10 protein-coding genes and 1 pseudogene are annotated in these 24,362 nt (G+C 73.1%); 5 read left to right on the top strand and 6 right to left on the bottom strand.

Translation table 11 applies throughout. The features are described 5' to 3' along the window. Positions 1-107 precede the first annotated feature (107 nt). Both CHC09_RS40615 and CHC09_RS40610 read right to left on the bottom strand, forming a co-directional pair. Positions 108-11,327: pseudogene (locus CHC09_RS40615) on the bottom strand (SDR family NAD(P)-dependent oxidoreductase); the annotation flags it as partial. A 76-nt stretch (positions 11,328-11,403) separates the two neighbouring features. Beyond that, the gene (locus CHC09_RS40610) at positions 11,404-12,309 is read right to left on the bottom strand and encodes an ACP S-malonyltransferase (protein WP_239138845.1); all 906 of its coding nucleotides are present in this window, start codon (positions 12,307-12,309) and stop codon (positions 11,404-11,406) included. A gap of 333 nt (positions 12,310-12,642) precedes the next feature. Between CHC09_RS40610 and CHC09_RS40605 the strand changes: the two genes are divergently transcribed. From CHC09_RS40605 to CHC09_RS40585, 5 genes are all read left to right on the top strand, one after another. Then, positions 12,643-13,362, top strand: coding sequence for a thioesterase II family protein (locus CHC09_RS40605; RefSeq protein ID WP_203833405.1), 720 nt, complete (start codon positions 12,643-12,645; stop codon positions 13,360-13,362). Between the two features lie 30 nt (positions 13,363-13,392). Further along, positions 13,393-16,164: a helix-turn-helix transcriptional regulator gene (locus CHC09_RS40600; protein WP_089298595.1), complete on the top strand. Its 2,772-nt coding sequence runs from the start codon at positions 13,393-13,395 to the stop codon at positions 16,162-16,164. A gap of 120 nt (positions 16,165-16,284) precedes the next feature. Beyond that, positions 16,285-16,866 (top strand): thioesterase II family protein, encoded by a 582-nt coding sequence (locus tag CHC09_RS40595; RefSeq protein ID WP_179277491.1) that lies wholly within the window; start codon positions 16,285-16,287, stop codon positions 16,864-16,866. A gap of 81 nt (positions 16,867-16,947) precedes the next feature. Next, entirely contained in the window at positions 16,948-18,357 is a 1,410-nt protein-coding gene (locus tag CHC09_RS40590) for a class I adenylate-forming enzyme family protein (RefSeq protein ID WP_089298593.1), read from the top strand. After that, positions 18,354-19,139: a carbon-nitrogen hydrolase family protein gene (locus CHC09_RS40585; protein ID WP_203833406.1), complete on the top strand. Its 786-nt coding sequence runs from the start codon at positions 18,354-18,356 to the stop codon at positions 19,137-19,139. Before CHC09_RS40590 ends, CHC09_RS40585 begins: the two co-directional genes overlap by 4 nt. Here CHC09_RS40585 and mce read toward each other — a convergent pair. The 4 genes from mce to CHC09_RS40565 are packed head-to-tail and all read right to left on the bottom strand — an operon-like array spanning position 19,126 to position 24,346. Next, positions 19,126-19,551 carry a methylmalonyl-CoA epimerase gene (mce, locus tag CHC09_RS40580; protein WP_089298591.1) on the bottom strand — a complete coding sequence of 142 codons (426 nt, stop codon included), beginning with the start codon at positions 19,549-19,551 and terminating at the stop codon, positions 19,126-19,128. The genes CHC09_RS40585 and mce overlap by 14 nt on opposite strands. A gap of 3 nt (positions 19,552-19,554) precedes the next feature. After that, positions 19,555-20,529, bottom strand: coding sequence for a methylmalonyl Co-A mutase-associated GTPase MeaB (gene meaB, locus CHC09_RS40575; protein ID WP_089298590.1), 975 nt, complete (start codon positions 20,527-20,529; stop codon positions 19,555-19,557). Next, positions 20,526-22,616 (bottom strand): methylmalonyl-CoA mutase, encoded by a 2,091-nt coding sequence (scpA, locus tag CHC09_RS40570; RefSeq protein ID WP_425320684.1) that lies wholly within the window; start codon positions 22,614-22,616, stop codon positions 20,526-20,528. Before scpA ends, meaB begins: the two co-directional genes overlap by 4 nt. Positions 22,617-22,660: 44 nt before the next feature. Next, on the bottom strand, positions 22,661-24,346 hold the full coding sequence (locus tag CHC09_RS40565) for a methylmalonyl-CoA mutase family protein (protein WP_089298588.1): 1,686 nt from the start codon (positions 24,344-24,346) through the stop codon (positions 22,661-22,663). Positions 24,347-24,362: the final 16 nt, after the last annotated feature.

Raw genomic sequence — 24,362 nt, 5'->3', positions numbered from 1 at the left:
CCGGCCTCGCGGAACCGGGCGATCGGCACCGACGCGAGCGCGGACCGCAGCGCGGCCTCGTGATCGTCGGCGGCACCGCCGTTGTCGTCCGGCAACAGCTCGGCGAGGAGTTGGCGGGCCAGTACACCGGGGCTGGGGTAGTCGAAGACGAGCGTGGCCGGCAGCCGCAGGCCGGTGGCCGCGCTGAGCCGGTTGCGCAGTTCCACCGCGGTCAGCGAGTCGAAGCCGATCTCCTTGAACGCCCGGCTCACGCCGATCCGGTCCGGCTCGGCGAAGCCCAGCACGAATCCGACGTGCGAGCGGACCAGATCGAGCACGGCACGATCCCGGTCGGCGGCGGACAGGCCACGGATGCGGTCCACCAGTCCGGAACTGTTCTCGGCACCGATCCTGGCGGTGTTCGCCACCCGGCGCACTCCGCCGACCAGCGAACGCAGCACGGCGGGGATCTCGCCGGACGAGCGCAGCGCCGGGAGGTCCAGCCGGACCGGGGCGACGACGCCCCACGGCGAGTCGACGCTCGCGTCGAACAGCTCGGCACCCAGCTCCGACGAGAGCGGCAGCACGCCGCCGCGGGCCATCCGCCGCACGTCGGCCTCGGACAGGTGCGCCGTCATCGACGAACGCTCCGCCCAGAAGCCCCAGGCCATCGCGGATCCGGGCAGGCCGGCGATCCGGCGGGCCTCGATCAGGCTCTCCAGGAAGACGTTCGCGGCGGCGTAGTTGCCCTGACCGGATTCCCCCATGGTGGCGGCCGCCGAGGAGAACACCGTGAAGAACGCCAGGTCAGCGTCGCGGGTCAGCTCGTCGAGATGCACGGCCGCATCCACCTTGGGCGCCAGCACGCCGGTGAGCCGCTCCGGAGTCAGTGCCGAGACGAGACCGTCGTCCAGGGCACCGGCCGCGTGCACGACACCGGTCAGCGGCGCGTCGGCCGGTACCGCGGCCAGCATCCGCTCCACCACCTGACGGTCGGCGACGTCGCCGGTGACGACGGTCACCAGGGCGCCGAGCGACTCGAGCTCGGCGACCAGCTCCCGGGCACCGGCGGCGGCGAGGCCGCGGCGTCCGGTGAGCACGAGGCTGCGTACGCCGTGCGCGGTGACCAGACGCCGAGCCACCACCCCGCCGACCAGGCCGAGTCCGCCGGTGATCAGGACGGTGCCCAGCGGATCGGCCGGCCGCGGCACGGTGAGCACGATCTTGCCGATGTGCCGGGCCTGCGACATGAACCGGAACGCCTCCCCGGCCCGGCGCACGTCCCACGCCGTGACCGGCAGCTTCGCCAGGACCCCGTCCGCGAACAGCGAGAAGATCTGGACCAGCATCTCCTGGGTCCGATCCGGGTCGAAGTCGGGCAGGTTGTAGGCGGCGTAGCGCACGCCCGGGTGCTGCCCGGCGACCTCGGCGGCATCCCGGATGTCGGTCTTGCCCATCTCCAGGAAGTGACCGCCGCGCGGCAGCAGGCCGAGCGAGGCGTCGACGAACTCGCGGGCCAGCGAGTTCAGGACCACGTCCATGCCGGCCCCGCCGGTCACGGTCGCGAACTTCTCGGCGAAGCCCAGGTCGCGCGAGTTCGCGATGTGGTCGTCGTCCAGTCCCATCCCCCGCAGCACGTCCCACTTGGCCGGGCTCGCGGTCGCGAAGACCTCCGCCCCCATCCAGCGGGCCAGTTGCACCGCGGCCATGCCCACGCCGCCGGCGCCGGCATGCACCAGGATCCGCCGGCCGGGCTTGAGATCCGCCAGGTCCACCAGGCCGAACAGCGCGGTGACATAGATGACCGGGATCGCCGCGGCCTCGGCGAACGTCCAGCCGGCCGGCATCGGTACGAGCTGGGTCCGGTGCGTGACGGCCACCGGTCCGAAGGAGCCGGTGAACAGGCCGGCCACCCGGTCTCCCGCCGCCAGGTCGGTGACGCCCGGTCCCACCTCGAGGACCACGCCGGCCGCCTCGCCGCCCATGATCTCGTTGACGTGCACCATGCCCAGCGCGGTGACGACGTCGCGGAAGTTGAGGCCCGCGGCGCGCACGGCGACCCGGATCTCGCCGTCCTCCAGCGGCGCGGCCGCGTCCGGCGCGGGAACCAGCGCCAGGTTCTCGAAGGTGCCGTCGGCCGTGACATCGAGTCGCCATTCGCCGGCCGGCGGGACCAGTTCGTCGCCGGCCGCCCGCCGCAACCGCCGTACCCGCAGGGCACCACCGTGCAGCGAGATCTCCGGCTCGTCGAGGGCGAACACGGCTGGCAGCGCCGCCCGTGACGCGCCGGCGTCGTCCAGGTCGATCAGGAGGAACCTGCCCGGATTCTCGGCCTGCGCCGACCGCACCAGTCCCCGGGCGGCCGTGACCGCCAGGTCGGTGAGATGCTCGCCCGGTTCGGCCTGCACAGCTCCGCGGGTGACCAGAGCGAGGCGCGATCCGGCGAACCGGTCGTCGGAGAGCCACCGCTGGACCGTCGCCAGCGCGTCGATCGCCGCACGGTGGACGTCGGCGGCCGGTTCGCCCGTCGCCGGACCGGTCAGCGGCAGCACCACCACGTCCGGCACGCTGCCGGTCACCTCGTCCAGGTCGCCCACTTCGGCCCACGAGCCGGCGAAGCCGTCGGCCGGGATCGGCTGCACCGGCCACTCGACCCGGAACAGCGCGTCGTGGCCGGCCGGCCTGGCCGCTCCGGTGAGTTGGTCCGGCAGGACCGCACGCAGGTCGAGCCCGTCGATGGTGGCGACCGGGGCGCCGGTGGTGTCGGCGACCCGGATCGCCATGCTGTTCGGCCCGGTACGGGTGATCGCGCAGCGCAGCGCGGTCGCCCCGGTGGCGTGCAGGCTGACGCCGGTGAACGAGAAGGGCATGGTGACCGCCGGATCGTCGTCCAGCAGCACGCTGCCCTGCAGCACGGCGTCGAGCAGGGCCGGGTGCAGGCCGAAGCGGGCGGCGTCCGCCGCGGCCGCCTCGGGCACCGCCACTTCGGTGAACAGCTCGTCGCCGCGCCGCCAGGCCCGGCGCAAACCTTGGAAGACCGGGCCGTAGCCGTAGCCGTCGAGGCTGTCGTAGAAGGTGTCGACCGGGATCGGCCGCGCGCCCGTGGGCGGCCAGGCGGTCAGGTCGCCGGGACGGCTCACGGTACCGCCGGCCAGCGTGCCGACGGCGTGGACGGTCCAGTCCACACCGTCCCCGGAGGAGTGGACGGTGACCGGTCGGCGGCCGTCGTCGTCGAGCTGGCCGGCGACCACCCGGAGCATCACCGGGTCGTCGCCGAGCACCAGCGGGGCGGCCAGGGTGAGCTCCTCGATCCGGTCGCAGCCGACCTCGTCGCCGGCCCGCACGGCCAGCTCGACGAAGGCCGCGCCCGGAAGCAGGACCGTGCCCAGCACCTCGTGCTCGGCGAGCCAGGCGGGGCTGGTCGCGCTGACCTGGCCGGTCAGCACCACGCCGCCGTCGTCGGGCAGCACGATCGCGGCCGGGAGCAGCGGGTGCTCGGTCGTGCCGAGTCCGGCCGAGGCCAGGTCGCCGACGCCACCGGCGGACTCCAGCCAGAAGCGGTGCTGTTCGAAGGCGTACGTCGGCAGGTCAACAGGCCGCCCGGCAGGAACGATATCGACGTCCGCGCCCGCGGCGTAAGCCTCTCCCGCCGAGGTCAGGAACCGGCGCCAGCCGCCCTCGTCCCGGCGCAGCGTGCCCACCACCCGTGCACCGGTCTCCGCCAGCGGCACCGAGACCACCGGATGCGCCGAGACCTCGATGAACAACCCGAACCCGTCAGCGACCAGCACGGACGCCGCATCAGCGAACCGCACCGGCCGACGCAAATTCTCAAACCAGTAATCGTCACCGAACGACTCGACCCACTCACCGGTCACCGTCGACAACATCGGAACCGTCACAGAACCCGACGGCACCCGCCCCAACTCCGACAGCAGCTGCTCACGCAGCGACTCGACCATCGGCGAATGAGACGCATAATCCACTGCGATCAACCGGGCCCGGGCCCCAGCCGCTTCCGCGTCAGCGACCACCTGGCGCACACCGTCAGGCGTACCCGCGATCACCGTCGAGTCAGCGGCGTTCACCGCAGCCACCGACACCCCATCCGGCAGCGACAACGCCGACTCCGGCAACCCCACCGACGCCATCAACCCGCTACCGGCCAACACCGTCAACACCCGCGAACGCACCGCCACCACCCGCGCGGCCTCCGCCAGCGACAACAACCCAGCGACATGAGCCGCCGCGATCTCACCCTGCGAATGACCCACCACCGCAGCCGGGCGAACCCCGACCGACTCCCACAACCGCGCCAACGCCACATGCACCGCGAACGACACCGGCTGCACCACATCGACCCGCGCCAACAGCTGTTCATCAGCCAACGCCGCGTACAAATCCCAATCCACATGCGGAGACAGCGCCTGCGCACACTCGGCCAGAGCCGCCGCGAACACCGGCGACTCCTCGATCAAACCGAGAGCCATATCGACCCACTGCGCGCCCTGACCCGGGAACACGAACACCGGACCACGACCCGCGACCACCTCGACCGGAACGATCTGTCCCAGCCCGGCCAGCAGTTCCTCACGGCTCGACGCGACCACAGCGGCCCGCACCGGCATCCGGCCACGCCGCGTCGCCAACGACCACGCCACATCCGCCGGCACCACACCCGCATCCGCGCCGACCAGCTCCGCCAAACGGCCAGCCTGCCCCTGCAAAGCCACCGACGAACGCGCCGACAACCCCACCAACACCGGACCCTCAACCGGCACCACCTCAGCCGGCACCACCACCGGAGCCTGCTCCAAAATCACATGCGCGTTCGTCCCACTGATCCCGAACGACGACACACCCGCCCGCCGCGGCCGACCCACCACAGGCCAATCACGAGCCGCAGTAAGCAGCTCAACCGCACCCGACTCCCAATCCACCTGCGAAGTCGGCTCGTCAACGTGCAGCGTCTGCGGCAACACCCCATGCCGCATCGCCATCACCATCTTGATGACACCACCGACACCCGCCGCAGCCTGCGTATGCCCGATATTCGACTTGAGCGAGCCGAGCCACAGCGGCTCACCACCAGCCCGATCCTGGCCATACGTCGCGAGCAGCGCCTGCGCCTCGATCGGATCACCCAGCGTGGTGCCGGTACCGTGCGCCTCCACGACGTCCACATCGGACGTGCCCAGCCCTGCATCAGCAAGCGCCTGCCGGATCACCCGCATCTGCGACGGACCATTCGGCGCGGTCAAACCGTTCGAAGCGCCATCCTGATTCACCGCACTACCCCGAACCACCGCCAGCACGTCATGACCCAGCCGCTCGGCATCGGAGAGCCGCTCCAGCACCAGCATGCCGACGCCCTCACCCCAGCCCGTACCGTCCGCAGCCCCGGCGAACGACTTGCACCGCCCGTCGGCGGCCAGGCCACGCTGGCGGGAGAAGTCGACGAACGTGTCCGGAGTGGACATGACGGTGACACCGCCGGCCAGCGCCATCGAGCACTCACCCCGACGCAGCGACTGCACCGCCAGATGCAACGTCACCAGCGACGACGAGCACGCCGTATCCACCGTGACCGCCGGACCCTCCAGGCCCAGCGTGTACGAGACCCGGCCGGACGCCACGCTGTAGGAGTTGCCGTTGCCGACGAAGTCCGCGACCTCGGGCGGCAGCTCGCGCACCCGGGAGGCGTAGTCGCCGTACATGACGCCGACGAAGACGCCGGTCTGGCTGCCCCGGACGGTGGCCGGGTCGATGCCGGCCCGTTCGAGGGCCTCCCACGACGACTCGAGCAGCAGCCGCTGCTGCGGATCCATCGCCAGCGCCTCACGCGGGCTGATCCCGAAGAACGCCGGGTCGAACAGCGCCGCGTCGTGCAGGAAGCCGCCCTCGCGGACGTACGAGGTGCCGGGCCGGTCCGGGTCCGGGTCGAACAACCGGGCCAGATCCCAGCCGCGGTCGGCCGGGAACCCGGTGATGCCCTCGCCGCCGGCGGCGACCATCGTCCACAGATCCTCGGGCGAGCGGACGTCACCGGGGTAACGGCAGCTCATGCCGACGACCACGATGGGATCCGCCGACGAGTCGCCGGCGGGCGCAATGGTGACGGCCACCGGGTTCGCGTCGCCGACCAGCCGGGCCCGCAACTCCCGCACCAGTGCCGCCGGGGTCGGGTGGTCGAAGGTGAGCGTGGCGGGCAGGCGGAGCCCGGTCTCCAGGGCGAGCCGGTTGCGTAGCTCGACCGCGGTGAGTGAGTCGAAGCCCAGGTCCTTGAACGCCTGCCCGGGGTCCACGGCCCCGGCCCCGCCGTGGCCGAGCACCAGCGCGACGGTACGGCCGACCAGGTCGGTGAGGACGCGGTCGCGGTCGGCGTCGTCCATCGCGGCCAGCCGACCGGCAAGGGACCGCGCTGCCGCGAGGTCGGTGGCGCTGCGCCGGGCCGCGGGGCGGACCAGCGCGCGCAGCAGGTGCGGGACGGGACCGGCGGCGGTCACCGCGGCCAGATCGAGCGGGATCGGCGCGAGCACCGGACGGCCGGCCGTCAGCGCCAGGTCGAACAGTTCGAGGCCGGTCTCGGTGCTCAGCGGCAGGATGCCGGAGCGGGCGATGCGCTTGCGATCGGCCTCGGTGAGATGCGCCGTCATGCCGCTCTCCTGTGCCCACAGGCTCCAGTTCAGCGAGACGGCGCGCAGGCCCTGGGCGGCGCGCAGCCTGGCGAGGCCGTCCAGGAACGCGTTCGCGGCGGCGTACGCGGCCTGACCGGGCCCGCCGAACAGGCCGGCGTCCGAGGAGAAGAGGACGAACGCGGCCAGATCCCGGTCGCGGGTCAGCTCGTGCAGGTGCAGCGCGGCGTCCACCTTGGGACGCAGGACGTTGCCGAGTCGCTCCGGGGTGATCGAGCCGAGCACGCCGTCGTCGAGGACGCCCGCGGCGTGCACCACGGCGGTGAGCGGCTGGGTCGCGGGGATCTCGTCGAGCAACGCCCGCAGGGCGTCACGGTCGGCGGCGTCGCAGGCGGCGATCCGCACCTGGGCGCCCTGTGCGGTGAGTTCGGCGGCCAGTGCCGCCGCGCCCGGGGCGTCGGAGCCTCTGCGGCTGGTGAGCAGCAGGTGGCGTACGCCGTGCACGGTTACCAGGTGCCGGGCGACCAGCGCCGCGAGGCCGCCGGTCCCGCCGGTGACGAGGACGGTGCCGTCCGGGCCGAGCCGGACGGGCTGGGCGTCCGCCGGGGCCGCCGATCGCACCAGGCGGTGTCCGTGTGGCACCCGCTCGCGCAGCACGACCTCGGGCTCACCGCTGGCCACGGCCAGTGCCACCGCGTCCTCGACCGGCAGGCTTCCGTCGGTGTGGACGAGCAGCAATCGGCCGGGGTGCTCCGCCTGGGCCGAGCGGACCAGGCCCTGCACCGCCGCGGTGGTCAGGTCGTCCGGGTCGGCCCGGGCGACGAGGGCGAGGTGATCGTCCGGACGTTGCTCGTCGGCGAGCCGTGCCTGCAGGTCGAGGAGCACGTCCCGGACCGCGGCGTGCACGGCCTCGGCGGTGGCACCGTGGCCGCCGAGCTCGACGATCTGCCACCCGTCGGGGGACGTGACCGGGCCGGCGGGCAGCGGCGTCCAGTCCGGTTCGAACATCGCCTCGTGCGGCACCCCGCCGGCACCGGCCAGCTGCCCGGCCGCGACCGGCCGGGAGACCAGCGCGTCGACCGAGGCGAGCACCTCGCCGGCACCGTCGTAGAGGACCAGGGCGACGGTGTCCGGCCCGGCGGGCGTCATCCGGACGTACGCCCGGGTGGCCCCGGCCGCGCGCAGCGAGACCCCGGACCAGGCGAACGGGACGCGCACCTGCTCGTCGGTGCCGTCGATCAGGCTCGTGGCGTGCAGGGCCGCGTCCAGCAGCGCCGGATGCAGCCCGTACTCGCCGGCGCCGTCCGCCGGCAGCTCGACCTCGGCGAGCACTTGCGTCCCTCGGCGCCAGGCGGCACGCAGACCGCGGAAGGCGGTGCCGTATCCGTATCCGGCCTCGGTCAGCCGGTCGTAGAAGCCGTCCAGGTCGATCTCCCGCGCATCGGCGAGCGACCACGGCTCGACCGGCTCGGCCGCGGCCTCCGGGGCGACCACACCGGCCGCGTGGCAGCGCCACTCCCCCGCCGCCGACGAGTAGATCTCGACCGGCCGGGTGCCGTACGCGTCCAGCGCACCGACCACGACGCGCACCGCCGTCCCGGACCGCTCGTCCAGGATCAGCGGCTCCCGCAGGGTCAGTTCGGTGAGCCGCCCGCACCCGGACTCGTCACCGGCGCGGATGGCCAGCTCGACGAAGGCGGTGCCGGGCAGCAGGATCCGGCCGTGCACCGCGTGGTCGGCCAGCCAGGGCTGATCGGCCACGGAGATCCGGCCGGTGAGGACGGCACCGCCGGAGCCGGGCATCGCGACCGCGGCGCGCAGCAGCGGATGCCCGGTCGCGGTCAGTCCGAGCCCGGCCGCGCCGGCACCCGTGCCGGCCCCGTCGAGCCAGAACCGCTGCCGCTGGAACGGGTATCCGGGCAGCTCGACGCCGTCGGCGGAGGCGCCGGGGAACATCGCCGGCCAGTCCGGGTCGGTGCCGCGGACATACGCGGTGGCGACCGCGGTGAGCAGGGTCGCCGGCTCGGGGCGCCCGGCCCGTAGCGCCGGCACGAAGACGATCCCGGAGTCCGGGTCGACGCACCGCTGGCCCATGCCGCTGAGCACGCCGTCCGGCCCGATCTCGACGAACGTACGGACGCCCTGCGCGACCAGCGTGGTGACCGCGTCGGCGAACCGCACGGTGTCGCGAACGTGCCGCACCCAGTAGTCCGGCGAGCAGATCTGGTCGGCGCCGATCTCCTCACCGGTCACCGTCGAGACGATCGGAATGGCCGGCGGTGAGAACGACAGCACCCGGGCGAGCCACCGCAGATCGGCGAGCATCGGCTCCATCCGGGCGGAGTGGAACGCGTGGCTGACGGTGAGCCGCTTGGCCCGGCGACGCTGGCGCTTCCAGTGGGCGACCAGCTTCTCGACCGATTGGGTCGCACCGGACACCACGACGGCGTCGGGAGCGTTGACGGCCGCGATGTCGAGCTGGGCGTCGAGCAGGGCCCGTACCTCGTCCTCGCCGCCCTCGACGGCGGCCATCGCACCGCCGGCCGGGAGTTCCTGGATCAGCCGGCCGCGCACCGCGACCAGCGCGGCGGCGTCGGTGAGCGACAGTACGCCGGCGACGTGCGCGGCCGCGATCTCGCCGACCGAGTGCCCGGCCAGGTAGTCGGGGCGGATCCCCCAGGACTCGATCAGCCGGTAGAGCGCGACCTCGACGGCGAACAGCCCGGCCTGTGTCCAGATCGTCTGGTCGAGCCGCTCGCCGCCGTCGAGGACGACGTCCCGGACCGAACCGGGCAGGTGCAGATCGAGCGCGGCGCAGGCCGCGTCGAAGGCCGCGGCGAAGACCGGGTACGTCTCGTAAAGCTCCCGGCCCATGCCGGTGCGCTGGGCGCCCTGGCCGGTGAAGAGGAACGCGACGGGATCGGCCGAGCGGACGCCGGTGATCAGGCCGAACGGGTCCTCCAGCGCTTCGCGCAGCTCGCCGGTGGTGCCGGCGACCACGGCGGCCCGGTGTGACAGGTGAGCCCGGGTGGTGGCCAGCGCGGCGGCGACGTCACCGGCCGGCCGGTCCGGCAGGGCGGCGGCGAGGCCGGTGGCGCGCTCCCGCAGGGCGGGCTCGGAGGCCGCCGAGAGCGGGAACAGTACGGGGCCGGTCAGCGTGCCGGGGCGGGCCGGGGCGGCGGCCGGCGCCTCCTCGATGATCACGTGGGCGTTGGTGCCGCTCATGCCGAAGGAGGAGACGGCTGCCCGGCGCGGCTGCTCGCCGGCCGGCCACGGGCGGGCCTCGGTGAGCAGTTCGACGGCGCCTGACGACCAGTCGACGTGCGGGGTCGGCTCGTCGACGTGCAGGGTGGCCGGCAGCGTGCCGTGCCGCAGGGCCTGGATCATCTTGATGATTCCGCCGACTCCCGCGGCGGCCTGGGTGTGGCCCAGGTTCGACTTGAGCGAGCCCAGCCAGGCGGGTTCGGCGCGTCCCTTGCCGTAGGTGGCGAGCAGCGCCTGGGCCTCGATCGGGTCGCCGAGCGTGGTGCCGGTGCCGTGCGCCTCGATCGCGTCCACGTCCCCCGGCGTCAGGCCGGCGTCGGCCAGCGCGGCCCGGATGACCCGGATCTGCGCCGGGCCGTTGGGGGCGGTCAGACCGTTGGAGGCGCCGTCCTGGTTGATGGCGCTGCCGCGGATCACGGCGAGTACGCGGTGGCCGCGCCGGTGCGCCTCGGAGAGCCGTTCCAGCACGAGCACACCGACGCCCTCGGCCCAGGCGGTGCCGTCGGCGGCCGCGGCGAACGGCTTGCACCGGCCGTCCGGGGCGAGGCCCCGCTGCCGGGAGAAGGCCAGGAAGCCGGCCGGGCTGGACATCACGGCGACGCCGCCGGCCAGGGCGGTCGAACATTCGCCGCGGCGCAGGGCGTTGACGGCCAGGTGGATCGCGACCAGCGACCCGGAGCAGGCGGTGTCCACGGTCAGGGTCGGGCCCTGCAGGCCCATGGTGTAGGCGACGCGGCCGGCGATCACGCTCTCCGCGGTGCCGGTGAGCAGATAGCCCTCCAGCCCTTCGGCGGCTTCGGCGAGGCGGGGTCCGTACTCCTGGCTCTCCGCGCCGATGAAGACGCCGGTGGCGGTGCCACGCAGGCTCTGCGGGTCGATGGCCGCGTCCTCCAGGGCCGACCAGCTGGTCTCCAGCAGTAGTCGCTGCTGGGGGTCGGCGGCGAGCGCCTCCCGCGGGTTGATGCCGAAGAACGCGGCGTCGAAGAGGTCGGCGTCGTGCAGGAAGCCGCCGTGCCGGGTGTACGTGGTGCCGGGATGCTCCGGGTCCGGATCGTAGAGGGCGGCGACGTCCCATCCGCGGTTGACCGGGAATTCGGTGATCGCGTCGCCACCGCGGTCGAGCAGCTCCCACAGTCCGGCGGCCGAGTCGACGCCGCCGGGGTACCGGCAGCCGATGCCGACGATGGCGATCGGCTCGTCGGTGGCCGCGGCGGCCGGCTCGGGCTCCGGCTCGCGGACCGCTGTGCCGAGTTCGGCGGCGATCCGCTCGGCGACGGCGCGCGGGGTCGGATGGTCGTAGGCGAGGGTGACCGGAAGCGCGATCCCGGTGGCGGCCACCAGCCGGCGGTGCAGCTCGACCGCGGTCAGCGAGGCCAGACCGAGGTCGAGAAAGGACTGGTCCGGATCGACCCGGTCGTCGAGCACGGCGCCCGCCTCGTCCCGGACCAGGGCCAGCAGCCTGCGAAAGTCTCCGAATTGGCGCGTCATGATGTCTACCCCGTTGGCTGATGCGATGCGGTCACGGTCACGGACGGGCGCCCGGCACGAACAACCCGCGGGCGACGCCCTTCGGATCGACGGCGAGCACGTCGAAGTTCTTCTTGGTGCGGTCGAGCCGGCCGAACAGGTTGTCCGGCCCGGTGATGACGAGCCGGTCGACGCCCAGGTCGTGCAGCGTGCCGGTGACGGCCGGCCAGTCGATGGGCCGGTCGAAGGTGTCCAGCAGCATGGCGCGCATGCCCTCGCCGGTGCGCACGATCGAGCCGTCGCTGTCGTTGATCAGGGTCAGCCGCGGCGCGCCGACGTCGTAGCGGTCGAGCACCTCCAGTTCGGCGCGCAGCCGCAGGGCGCCGAAGGCGGCCGCGTGCACCGGCGGGCGCATGGTCTGCATGGAGTAGCCGCCCATCGCGGAGACCGCGGCCTTCAGCTCGTCGAGTACGGGCTCACGTACGGAGACCATCAGGAAGCCGTCGTCGAGGCGGCCGGAGAGGTCGTGGTATTCGCCGCGGTCGCTGAGGCCGGCCAGGAACTCGGCGAACGGCTCCTCGGGTACGCGGGTGACGGTCTGCGTCACCACGTCGCGGTGCTCGGTTCGGAAGTACTCCTGCTCCAGCTCGGCCCATTCGGCGGTGAGCCGCAGGACGTCGGCGAAGGACAGTGAGCCCACGTACGCGGCGGCCGCCTTCTGCCCGAAGCTCGGACCGGTGCAGATCCCGGGCCGTTCGCCCAGTTCCCGCTCGGCCCGGTCGGCGAGCGCGGTGGAGTTCACCACGAAGGCCAGCTGGTGGTATGTCGAGTACTCGTCGGTGCTGTCGTAGAACCGGTCGAGCAGGTCGTAGCCGAGCACCCCGGAGGCCTCGGCGAGGCGGGCCCGGGCGTACGGGTCCACCACCATGTACCGGCCCACGTCGGCGAAGCTCGACGGTCCCATTCCTGGAAATACGATTGCCGTCCGCTCGGACATCGGACCCCTTTTCAAGCGTTTATCCAGGGGCCGACCCTAGGCGCGCGGACCGCTGACCTTCATCCCCTAAGCGCCCCTATAGCCATCGGCGTTCACGCCAGCGAACGGAGAACATGCAGCTCAGCGCAGTTTGATGGTCAGAAAACGCCAATCTCATAGATCGGCCGTTCATCTGCGTTTACAAGATAGGGGTTACCCCGACTCACCCGTGTTCCTAGCATCCAAACCCGGGAACGCCGATTATCCGAGCCATTTGAAGGGACAAATTTCGTGCCCACGAATACCGCGACAGGCAGCGCCGTGCGTCGATTCCATCCGCGCCCGGAGGCGACTGTCCGGCTGGTCTGCCTGCCGCACGCCGGGGGCTCCGCCTCCGCCTACTTCGGACTGTCCCGCGACCTGTCGCCGGAGATCGACCTGCTCGCCGTGCAGTACCCCGGGCGCCAGGACCGTCGCGAGGAGGCCTGTCTGACCGACCTCCACGAGATGGCCGCCGAGGTGGTCGCCGGCATCCTGCCCTACCTGGACCGGCCGGTCGCACTGTTCGGGCACAGCATGGGTGCCACCGTGGCCTTCGAGTCCGCGCGACTGCTCGAGCGCGAGCACGGGCACACCCCGGCGCGCCTGTTCCTCTCCGGCCGCCGGGCGCCGTGCACGCAGCGACCGGACAGCGTGCACCGCCGGGACGACGCCGGGCTCCTCGCCGAGGTGCGGCTGCTCAGCGGCACCGCGTCGGCGGTCCTCGAGGACGAGGAGATCATGCGGATGGCGCTGCCCGCGCTGCGCGGCGACTACACGGCGATCGAGACCTACCGCCCCGAGCCGGGGGTCGTCACGGCCGCACCGCTGACCGTCCTGACCGGGTCGGACGACATCCGCACCTCAGCCGACGAGGCGGCCGCCTGGGCACGGCACAGCACCACCGAGTGTGCGGTTCACACGTTCACCGGCGGCCACTTCTTCCTCAACGATCATCTCGCCGCCATCGCCCGCCTGGTCGAACGGCACCTGCTCGGCTGAGCGCCCACTGCCGGACCGACGGGGGAAACGATGTTTGCACCGACCACACTCACCGATCGCGACGAGCACCAGGGCCGACTGCGCACCCTGCTGGGTGACGCGGTCGCCGGGAGCGGCCACACCGTGCTGATCACCGGCCCGGTGGCCAGCGGAAAGACCGCCCTGATCAGCACCCTAGCCGAGCCCGCCGGGGAGGCCGGCGCCCTGCTGCTCGAGACCTCCTGCCCGGCCTCGGCCGAGCGGCTCGGGTTCGGGCTGCTGCACCGGCTGCTGCACAGCACGACCACGGCGTCCGACGTGCTCGCGGAGAGCCGTTTGCTGCTGGAGATCGCCGTGACGGCCGCCGCGGAGGAGCGGCCCGCGCTGGTCGCCGAACTGGCCGCGGCGCTCGCCCGGGTGGCCGCCGAGCGCCCGCTGGTCCTCACCGTCGACGACATGCACCACGCCGACGAGCCGTCGGCCCAGGTCCTGCTCGACCTCGGCCGGCGGATCCGGCGGGCCCGCGTGCTGCTGGTTCTCACCGAGCGGGCCGGCCCGGCCCGCGACCGGGGTGGCCTGCACGCCCAGCTCAGCCACGAGCCGCACTTCCGCCGGCTGCGGCTGGACCTGCTCTCCCCCGAGGCGACCGCCGGCCTGCTGACCGAACACGTCACCGCCGAGGTGGCCGTGCGCCTCGCCGCTGAGACGCACGCCAGCACCGGCGGCAACCCGCTGCTGGTCCGGGCCGTCATCGCGGACACCACCGACCAGCCGGTGACCGGCGAGCCCACGCTGATCCGTGCCGAGTCCTACCGCCGGGCGGTGCTGACCTGCCTGCACCGGCACGGGCCGGCCACGGTCGCGGTGGCGCGGGGACTGGCCGTGCTGGGCTCGTCGGCCGGTGACGCCCTGGTCGGTGAGCTGCTCGACCGGCACCCCCGCGAGGTGCTCGACCAGGTCGCCGAGCTGCGCCAGGCCGGGCTGGTCGACGGCTGGCGGTTCCGTGACGAGGCGGCTCAGGCCGCGGTGCTCGAAGCGGTGCCGCCCGGGGACCTGATCACGCTGCACCGGCGGGCCGCCGAGCTGTTGCGCGCAACCGCGGCCGCACCGCTGGAACTGGCCCGCCACGTGCTCGGTGGCGACGTCGAGCCGGCCGCCTGGATGGGACCGGCGATGCGCCAGGCGGCCGGGCACGCGCTTGCCGAGGGCCGGCCCGAGCTGGCCCGCCGCTGCCTGGAGGCGGCGCTGCGGGTCACCCCCGACAAGAAGACCCGGGCCGGGGTACGGATGCGACTGATCAGGTTGCTGTGGCGCACCGCCCCGGCGGCCGCGGCGGAACGTCTGGACGAACTCGCCGACGACGCCCGCGAGAACCGGCTCGGCGGCCCGGAAGTGGTGCAGACGATCGCGTACCTGGCCTGGGCCGGGCGCCTCGAACGAGCGGCCGGACTGGTCTGCGAGCTGGCGGAGGCCGGCACGGTCACCGCCGACGCGCTCGCCTCGGCGGCACGCTGGCTCGGCGTCTTCTGCCCGCCCATGCGGCCGCGCCTCGACCCGCTCGGCCTGTCGCCCACCGGCCCGCTCACGGCGGACGGCACCGCGGGTGCGCCGGACGACCCCTACCTGCACGCCGCGCACGCGGTCACCACCGCGCTGGCCACCGGTTCCTCCGCCGAGGCGGTGCTGGTCCTGCAGCGCTATCACCTCAATGACAGCACCGCGCAACCGGTGCTGCTGGCCGTACAGGCGCTGCTGTTCGCCGGGCAGTTCGACCTCGCCACCGCCTGGGCCAACCGGCTCATCGACGAGGCGGCCCGGCGGCAGGCGCCGGCCTGGCAGGCCATGTTCATCGCGGCCAAGGCCGAGATCATGCTGCGCCGCGGCGAACTCACCCAGGCGCTACCGCTGGCCCGGGCCGCCCTCACGCTGCTGCCGGTCCCGTCCTGGGGCACCGCGCTGGCCTTCCCGGCGGCCACGCTGATCGAGGTGTGCACGGCCGCGGGACTGCCGGACGAGGCGCTCGGCGTGCTCGCGCTGCCCGCGCCGCAGGCGATGACGCAGACCCTGGGCGGGGTCCGGCACCTGCGCGCCCGCGGCCTGTGGCGCCTCGCCACCGGGCGCAGCCACGCGGCGCTCGGCGACTTCATGGCGTGCGGCGAGTTCCAGGAACGCTGGGGCCTCGACTCCCCCGCCCTGGCACCGTGGCGACTGGACGCCGGCGAGGCGTGGCTGGCGCTGGGCGACACCGAACGGGCGGCCAGTCTCGCCAACCGGCAGCTGCGCCGGCTGCGGCCGGGCGCCGACGCGCTGCGCGCGGCCGCTCTGGGCGTACTGGGCAGCACCGGGGATCCGCACAGCCGGCTGCAGGCGCTCGGCGAGGCGGTCGAGATCCTCGAGCGCGGCGGCGACCGGGTCCGGCTGGCCCTGGTGCTCGGCGAGCTCGGCCGGGCGTACCGGGAACTGGGGAACTTCCCGCGTGGCCGGACGCTGACCGGTAAGGCCTGGTACGTCGCCAAGGCCTGCGGAGCGCTTCCGCTCACCGAGACGCTGATGCCGCAGTACACCGACGCCGAGACACCGGCCGTGCTGGAACAGCCCGAGGGCGGCGAGACGCTCACCGAGGCCGAGATGCGGGTCGCGGTGCTCGCGGCGCACGGGCACACCAACCGGGAGATATCGGCGAAGCTTTTCATCACGATCAGTACGGTTGAGCAGCACATGACCCGCATTTATCGCAAGCTCAACGTGAAGCGCCGGCGGGACCTGCCGTTGAGCCTCGCCGGCCCGGAATCGACGCGCCTGCACGCAGATTCGGCCGGGTGATGACGACCCTTGTGTTTGCGCGTACCTCCTATGGAACCCCTTATATGTAAGGAACCTGTAGGAAAATCGCGAACGATCGGAAGAATGAGGGCCAGATACTTCCGACGCGAAGGAAAACATGTGAACCAGACCCAGCCGAACGACGTCGAGCTACTGCGCGTGACGACCGCCGACCACCGATCCCCGTTCCGGCTGATCTGCTTTCCGAGCACCCGGGACTCACCGGCCGGCTATCTGGCGCTGGCCGACCTGCTGCTGCCGACCGTCGAGGTTCTCGCTGTGCGCTACCAGGAGGCGGCCCCGAGTTCGGCGTGGACCCTGAACGCCGAGGAACTCGCGAGCCGGTGTTTCGAGGCGCTGTCCGGCTGGACCGACCGGCCGATCGCGCTTCTCGGCCACCGCACCGGGGCCTACCTGGCCTTCCAGGTCGCCGGTCGGCTGGAGCGCGAGACCGGCGTACGCGTCGCCGCACTGTTCGTGATGGAGCGCAACGCCCCACCGGCCACCGCCGGGGATCCGCCCCTGCGCGGCCGGATCGTGGCGGTGGCCGCCGGGCGCGAGGCGGCCGGCAGCGGCTGGCCCGCGTACACGACGTCGGGCTGCGTCGAGGAATACCTCCCGCCGCGGACCGATCACCGCCGTTTCGGTATGAGCCTGGCAAATCTGATACATGACGAGTTGCTGGGATTCCACGGCGAATAGGACTCGGCGGGATAGGGGCAGGCAAGGGTGTGGCCCGGCCCGCGCGATCCCTAGCGTGTTCAGCAAACGCGAGGAGGATCAGTGGAGCCGACCGTATTCGCCGCTGACAGCGTGCAGACCCGTGCCGAGTTCGAACGGGACTCCCTGCGCGTCGCCGACGTTCTCCGTGAGCGCGGAGTAACGCTCGGCACCCGGGTGATTCTGAAAGGCGATAATTCGACCGGATATCTCAAGACACTGTTCGCACTGATGGACCTGGGCGCGTCCGTCGTGCTCTCCGATCAGCAGGAGCACGTCGCCGACACCAGCGCGGTCGCCACGCTCAGCGGCGCCAAGCTGGTGCTTGCCGACGAGGACGCGGCGGTGGACGACGACCTGCTCCCGGTACGGCTCTACGAGCTGCTGGTCGAGGCGTCGGGCCGCCCGGTGACCCGCGACGAGCTCTGCTTCGACGACTGGGCGGCGAGGCCGGACGGTCTCATCATGCGAACCTCGGGCTCGACCGGCACTCCGAAGTGCGTGGTGAAGTCCGGCGGCTCGTTCCTGCGCAACCTGGAGCGCAACGCCGCGCAGATCGGCCACCGGCCGGACGACGTGCTGCTGCCGCTGCTGCCCTTCGCCCACCAGTACGGCCTGTCCATGGTCCTGATCGCCTGGCTGGTGCGCTGCTCGCTGGTGATCGCGCCGTACCGCCGGCTGGACCAGTCCCTGCGGATGGCCGCCGGCACCCGGGCCACGGTCATCGACGCCACCCCGGCCAGTTACCGCAGCATGCTGGGGCTGGCTCGGCGGCGGGCCACGCTGCGCGACGGTCTGCGGGCCGCCCGGATGTTCTGCGTCGGCGCCGCCCCGCTGGACCAGGCCCTGGTCGACGAGTACCAGGCCGAGTTCGGGATGCCGCTGCTGGACAGCTACGGCAGCACCGAACTGGGCAACGTCTCGTTCGCCACGATCGACAACCCGGTCGCCTGCGGCCGGGTGATGCCCGGCCTGCGCGCCCGGATCGTCGACGACCACGGCGTCGAGCAGCCGGCCGGCACGACCGGCGAGATCGAGATCGACACCCCGGACGGGCTGACCGGCCACCTCGGCGAGAACGGTGTCCTGGAGGCCGCCGCGGCCGGCTGGGCCCGGACCGGCGACCTGGGCCGGATCGACGCCGACGGCAACCTGTACGTGCTGGGCCGCAAGCATGCCGTGCACCGGATGGGCTACACGCTCTATCCGGATCTGATCGAGCGCCGGGTCGGCGAGGCCGGCCTGCGGGCCCGGGTGGTGCCGGTGCCGGACGAGAAGGCGGGCTCCCTGCTCGTGTTCTTCGTCGAGGACGAGACCGGCCGCGACGCCGGGCACTGGCGGACCGTGCTGCAGGAACTGCTGCCGGTGTACGAGCAGCCGAACCGGGTCACGGTGCTGGACAGCTTCCCGCTGAACCGCAACGGCAAGGTCGACAAGGTCCGCCTGCAACGGCTCGCGGCCGAGGCGGCATGATGCGGATCGCCTGCTGGCAGGCCGCCTGCATGCCGGGGGTGGACCGGTTCCTCGAGCGGCTCGGCGCGGTGGCCGCCCGGGCCGCCGCGGGCGGTGCCGAGCTGCTGGTCACCCCGGAGATGTCGGTCGGCGGCTATCCGCTGCGCCGCGACGTGCTGGCCGAGGTCGCCGGCGGAGCGGCCGGGGCGGCGGTGGCACGCATCGCGCGCGAGCACGGACTGGCCATCGTGTACGGCTGGCCGGAGACCGCCTCGACCGGACTGCACAACTCCGTGCGCCTGATCGACCGTACCGGGGAAGCTCTCGTCTCCTATCGCAAGGCGCACCTGTACCGTCCGGCCGAACCGCAGTTCGTCCCCGGCTCGGACGGCGTCGTGCAGGCCACCCTCGGTGAGCTGAGGGTCGGCCTGCTGATCTGCTACGACGTGGAGTTCCCGGAGATGGTCCGGGCGCACGCGCTGGCCGGCACCGAGTTGCTGGTGGTGCCCACCGCGCTGATGACGCCGTGGGAGTTCGTGGCCCGGGTGCTGGTGCCGGCGCGAGCGTTCGAGAGCCAGCTGTACGTCGCCTACACGAACTGGATCGGCCGCAACGAGGGCGTTCGGTTCTGCGGGCTGACCACGGTCGCGGCTCCGGACACCGGTCTCGTCCGCGTCGAGGAGCCGCGTGAGGAGCTGCTGTTCGCCGAGATCGACCCGAAGGTGATCGCGGCCGCCCGGGCGGCGACCACCTATCTGGCGGATCGCCGCCCGGAGCTGTACGGCCCGGTCACCGAGCGCTGACCGGCTCCACCAGTTCGACCAGCACACCGCCGGCGTCCCTCGGGTGCACGAAGTTGACCAGGGAGCCGGCGGTTCCGGTGCGCGGCTCGGGGTAGAGCGTCCGTACCCCGCGTTCGGCCAGGGCGGCCGCGGTGGCCCGCACGTCCTCGACGGCGTACGCGATCTGCTGGATCCCCGGCCCCCGCTTGCCGAGGAACTTCGCGATGGGTGAGTCGGGGGTCAGCGGCGCGAGCAGTTGCAGGCGAGGTCCCGCCGGGTCGTCGCCGACCTGCAGCATGGCCTCGCGGACGCCCTGGCTCTCATTGGTCTCGACGTGCACGCACTTCATGCCGAACACCCGGTCGTAGAAGGCGAGCGCCTCCTCGAGGTCGGGCACGGCGATACCGACGTGGTCGATGCCGGTGATCTTCATTGGTCACTCCCTCATGCGCCGCCGGACGGCGGCGACGATCAGATCGGCACCCTCCTCGGGGGTACGGGTACCGCGTCGCACCTCGTCCTCGACGGCCGCCACCTCGGGGTCCGCGGCCAGTGGCCGCAACAGCGCGTCGCGGACACCGGCACGCAGCCGGACCACCCGCCGATGGCGGCGGCGCGCCTCCAGCGTGCCGGAGGCCAGGCCGCGCTCGTGGTGTTCGCGCAGCGCCGCCCACAGCTCGGCGATACCGGCGGGTTCGGTGGCGCTGCAGGTCAGGACGGCGGGTGGCGGGTCGCCGGAGCCACGGTGCGCCAGCCGCAGCGCCGAGCCCAGCTCACGCGCCACCGACCGGGCGGCCGTCACATTGGCGCCGTCGGCCTTGGTCACCGCGACGACGTCGGCCCACTCCAGCACACCCATCTTGATCGCCTGCAGTCCGTCACCCGTGCCGGTGACCGTGACCAGCAGGAACGTGTCGACAAGGTCGGCCACGGCGGTCTCCGACTGGCCCACCCCGACGGTCTCCACGAGGATCACGTCGTAGCCGGCGGCCTCGACCACGGTGAGCACGTCGTGGGTGCTGTCCGCGACCCCACCGAGCGCCCCCGAGCTGGGGGTCGGCCGGATGAACGCCTCGCGGTGCGCGCCGAGACCGGCCATCCGGGTGCGATCGCCGAGAATGCTGCCGCCGGTACGTCGCGACGACGGGTCGACCGCGAGCACGGCCACCCGGTGCCCGGCGGCGATCAGGTGCCGTCCGAGGGTGTCGATGAGCGTGGACTTGCCGCCGCCGGGCACCCCGCTGATCCCGATCCGGTGTGCCGTCCCGCCGGGGCCGAGCAGTTCCAGCAGGCGGCGGGCGGTCACGCGGTCGGCCGGGCGGACCGACTCGATCAGGGTGAGCGCCCGGGACAGCACGTGACGTTGCCCGGCGCGTACCCCGGCGGCGTACGTCTCGGCGTCGTGGTTCACCGGGAATGGCCGAGCCGGGCCGAGAGTTCGGCGAGGACCCGGACCGCCGCGGTGGACAGGACGGTCCCGGGGCCGAACACCTCGGCGACACCGGCCGCACGCAGGACGGGGACGTCACCGGGTGGGATCACCCCGCCGACCACGATCATGATGTCGTCCCGGCCCGCCGCGGCCAGTTCGGCACGCAGTTCGGGCACGAGCGTGCCGTGCCCGCCGGCCAGGGAGTTGACGCCGACGACGTGCACATCCGAGTCGACCGCCTGCCCGGCGACCTCGGCCGGGGTCTGGAACAGCGCACCGACGTCGACGTCGAAGCCGAGGTCGGCGAACGCGGTGGCCACCACCTTCTGACCGCGATCGTGGCCGTCCTGGCCCATCTTGGCGATCAGGATGCGCGGGCGGCGCCCCTCCGCCTGGGCGAACGCGTCGGTCGCGGCCCGGGCCGCTCCGACGCCGCCGTCCTCGCCGGCCTCGTCGCGGTAGACGCCGGTGACCGTCTGCACGTCACCCTCGTAGCGGCCGAACGCGGCCTCCAGGGCCGCCGACATCTCCCCGACGGTGGCGCCGGCCCGGGCCGCCTCGACGCAACCGGCCAGCAGGTTGGCGCCGCCGGAGTCGCGGGCCGCCGCCGTGAGAGCGGCCAGCGTCACGCGGCACGCCCGCTCGTCGCGGCCCCGGCGCAGTTCCCGCAGCCGCTCGATCTGCCGCTGCCGCACGGCGGTGTTGTCCACCTTGCGCACCTCGGGCGGTTCGTCGGCGACCGGCGGGAAGATGTTGACCCCGACGATCCGCTGCCGCCCGGAGTCGATCCGGGCCTGGGTACGGGCGGCCGCCTCCTCGATCCGCCGCTTCGGGATCCCGGCCGCGATCGCCTCGGCCATCCCGCCCGCGGCGCGGATCTCGGCGAGGTGCTCGCGGGCGCGGGCGGCCAGTTCGTGGGTGAGGCGCTCGACGTACGCGCTGCCACCCCACGGGTCGATCACCCGGGTGCTGCCGGTCTCGTGCCGCAGCAACAGCTGGGTGTTGCGGGCGATCCGGGCGGAGGACTCGGTGGGCAGCGCGAGCGCCTCGTCGAGAGCGTTGGTGTGCAGCGACTGGGTGTGGCCCTGGACCGCGGCCATCGCCTCGACGCACGTACGGACGACGTTGTTGTAGACGTCCTGCGCGGTCAGCGACCAGCCGGAGGTCTGGCAGTGTGCGCGCAGCGCCAGAGATTTCGGGTTCCGCGCGCCGAAGCCGCTGACCAGTTCGGACCAGAGCAGCCGCCCGGCCCGCAGCTTGGCGATCTCGGTGAAGAAGTTCATCCCGACACCCCAGAAGAACGACAGCCGTGGCGCGAAGTCGTCCACCGCCAGCCCGGTCCGCAGGCCGGCCTCCAGGTATTCGACGCCGTCGGCCAGCGTGTACGCCAGTTCCAGGTCGGCGGTCGCTCCGGCCTCCTGCATGTGATAGCCGGAGATCGAGATGGAGTTGAACTTCGGCATGTGCGCCGCGGTGTAGGCGAGCACGTCCGCGACGATCCGCATCGACGGCGCCGGCGGGTAGATGTACGTGTTGCGGACCATGAACTCCTTGAGGATGTCGTTCTGGATCGTGCCGGACAGCCGATCGGGAGACACCCCCTGCTCCCGCGCCGCGACGATGTAGAGCGCGAGGATCGGCAGCACGGCACCGTTCATGGTCATCGAGACGCTGGTCCGGTCCAGCGGGATGCCGGCGAACAGGGTCCGCATGTCCAGGATCGAGTCGACCGCCACCCCGGCCATCCCGACGTCCCCGGCGACCCGCGGATGGTCGGAGTCGTAGCCACGGTGGGTGGCCAGGTCGAACGCGACCGACAGGCCGGTCTGCCCGGCGGCCAGGTTACGGCGGTAGAACGCGTTCGACTCCTCGGCGGTGGAGAACCCGGCATACTGCCGGACGGTCCACGGCTGGGTCGCGTACATCGCCGGGTAGGGGCCACGCAGATAGGGCGGCAGGCCGGGCAGGGTGCCGAGGTCGAGTCCGGTGAGGTCGGCGAGGTCGTACCGGGGTCGCACGTCGAGGCCCTCGGCGGTGCGCCACGGCCGGCCCGGCTCCTCGGCCACGGTGACCGGGGTGCCCAGCTCGACGCCGGAGAAATCCGGGATGTTCATGGGATGTCCAGCTCCTTCAGGGCCCTCTCGAGCACGTCGACGACGTCGCACCCGTCGAACAGATATCCGGTGACACCGGCAGGCCCGGCCGGGCGGCCGGCCAGCCACACGCCGGCGGCACCGGCGTCGGTGAGCGCCCGGGCGTACCTCTCGGCGTCGGCGTACGCCTCGTCCGGCCCGCACAGGCAGGCGACCCGGGTGCCGGCGGCGGTCAGCGCCGCGGCGACCTCCTCCGGGCGCCCGTCGCAGACCGGTGTCTCGATGCCGGCCACCGCGAACAGGTCGGTGGCGAAGTCGACGCGGGCGGTCCGGGCGGCCGGCCGGCCGAGCCCGACCAGGAGTACCGCGGGCCGGGCACCGGCGGTACGCGCACGCAGCCGCTCGAAGATCTCGGCGCCCCGGAACAGACCGGGACCGGAGTCGGGAAGCGTCACCGGACCGGGCTCGGCGTACCGGCTGACGCCCACGATCGGCGGCCGCCGCCGGGCCAGGTCCGCGGCCCGCCGCCCTCGGGTCGCCGCCAGCCGGCCGGCCACCAGCCCACTGTCGACGGCGGCACTCATCCCGCCGGCTCCCTCGATCTCGCGGAACACCGCCCAGGCTCGCCCGGCCAGGTCCGCGGTGTGCTGCTCGACGTACCAGGACCCGGCCGCGGGGTCGGCGACCCGGTGCAGATGCGCCTCCTCGCGCAGCACCGCGTGGACGTTGCGTGCCAGGCGGCGGCCCGGCTCGCCGCGCTCGGGCAGCAGGGCGTCGAACGGGGTCACGGTCACCGCGTCCGCGCCGCCGATCGCGGCGGCGGTGCACGCCACCGTGGTGCGCATGATGTTCGACGATGGGCTGAGCACGGTCATCATGGCTGACGAGGTGACCGCGTGCTGGCGCTGGACGACGGGCGCACCGCACTCGCGCGCCACCCGGGCCCAGAGCCGGCGAGCGGCACGCAGCACCGCGATCGAGTCGAACAGATCGGCGCCGACGGCGTACCGGAACTCGAGCTGACCGAACGCGTCGGACACCTCGAGACCAGCGCCGGTGAGCAGCCGCAGGTACTCCACACCGGAGGCGATCGAGCAGGCCAGCACGTCGGCGTGCGAACCGCCGGCGTCGTGGTACGCGGTCGCGTCCACGGTGACGGCCCGCAGGCCGGGCAGCCCGGCGACGCAGGCGGCGGCCAGGCGCACGAGCCGGTCGAGATCGCCCGGCCGGCCGGTCCGGGCGCGCTCGGCCAGCGGGTCGGCACCCAGGTTGCCGGTCAGCGCGGTCGCGGGTACGCCGTGCCGGCGGGCCACCTCGAGCAGCCGCTCGAGGCCGGTCCCGTCCAGGACGACGCCGACCCGGCCGGGGTCGATCTCGTCGAGCAGGTCCTGCGCCGGACCGGAGAGCCACACCTCGGTGACTCCACCGGCCAGGTCCTCGCGCAGCGAGGCCGGATCCGGCTCGAGGTAGCGCTGCCGCACCCGCCAGGGCCGGCCGCCGGTGCGCATGCCGGGAGCCGGCGGCGGCACCTCGGTCTCCGGGCCGTAGAGCGGTCGCACGGTGAGGCCGTCATAGGTGGTGGTGGCGAGAAGGTTCTCGACGTCCACCGGTTGCGCGTCGTCGGGTGCGCGGCCCACCCGGCGCACCGCCGACAGCGCCATCGCCTGCCACGTCTCGCGGTCGTTCTCCGTCACGGTTGTCATGCCGGCCCCCGTACCG

The sequence above is a fragment of the Actinoplanes regularis genome (assembly GCF_900188005.1).
GTDB lineage: Bacteria > Actinomycetota > Actinomycetes > Mycobacteriales > Micromonosporaceae > Actinoplanes > Actinoplanes regularis.
Note: the sequence above shows the minus strand (reverse complement) of the source record. Positions and strands in the feature narration are given on the sequence as shown.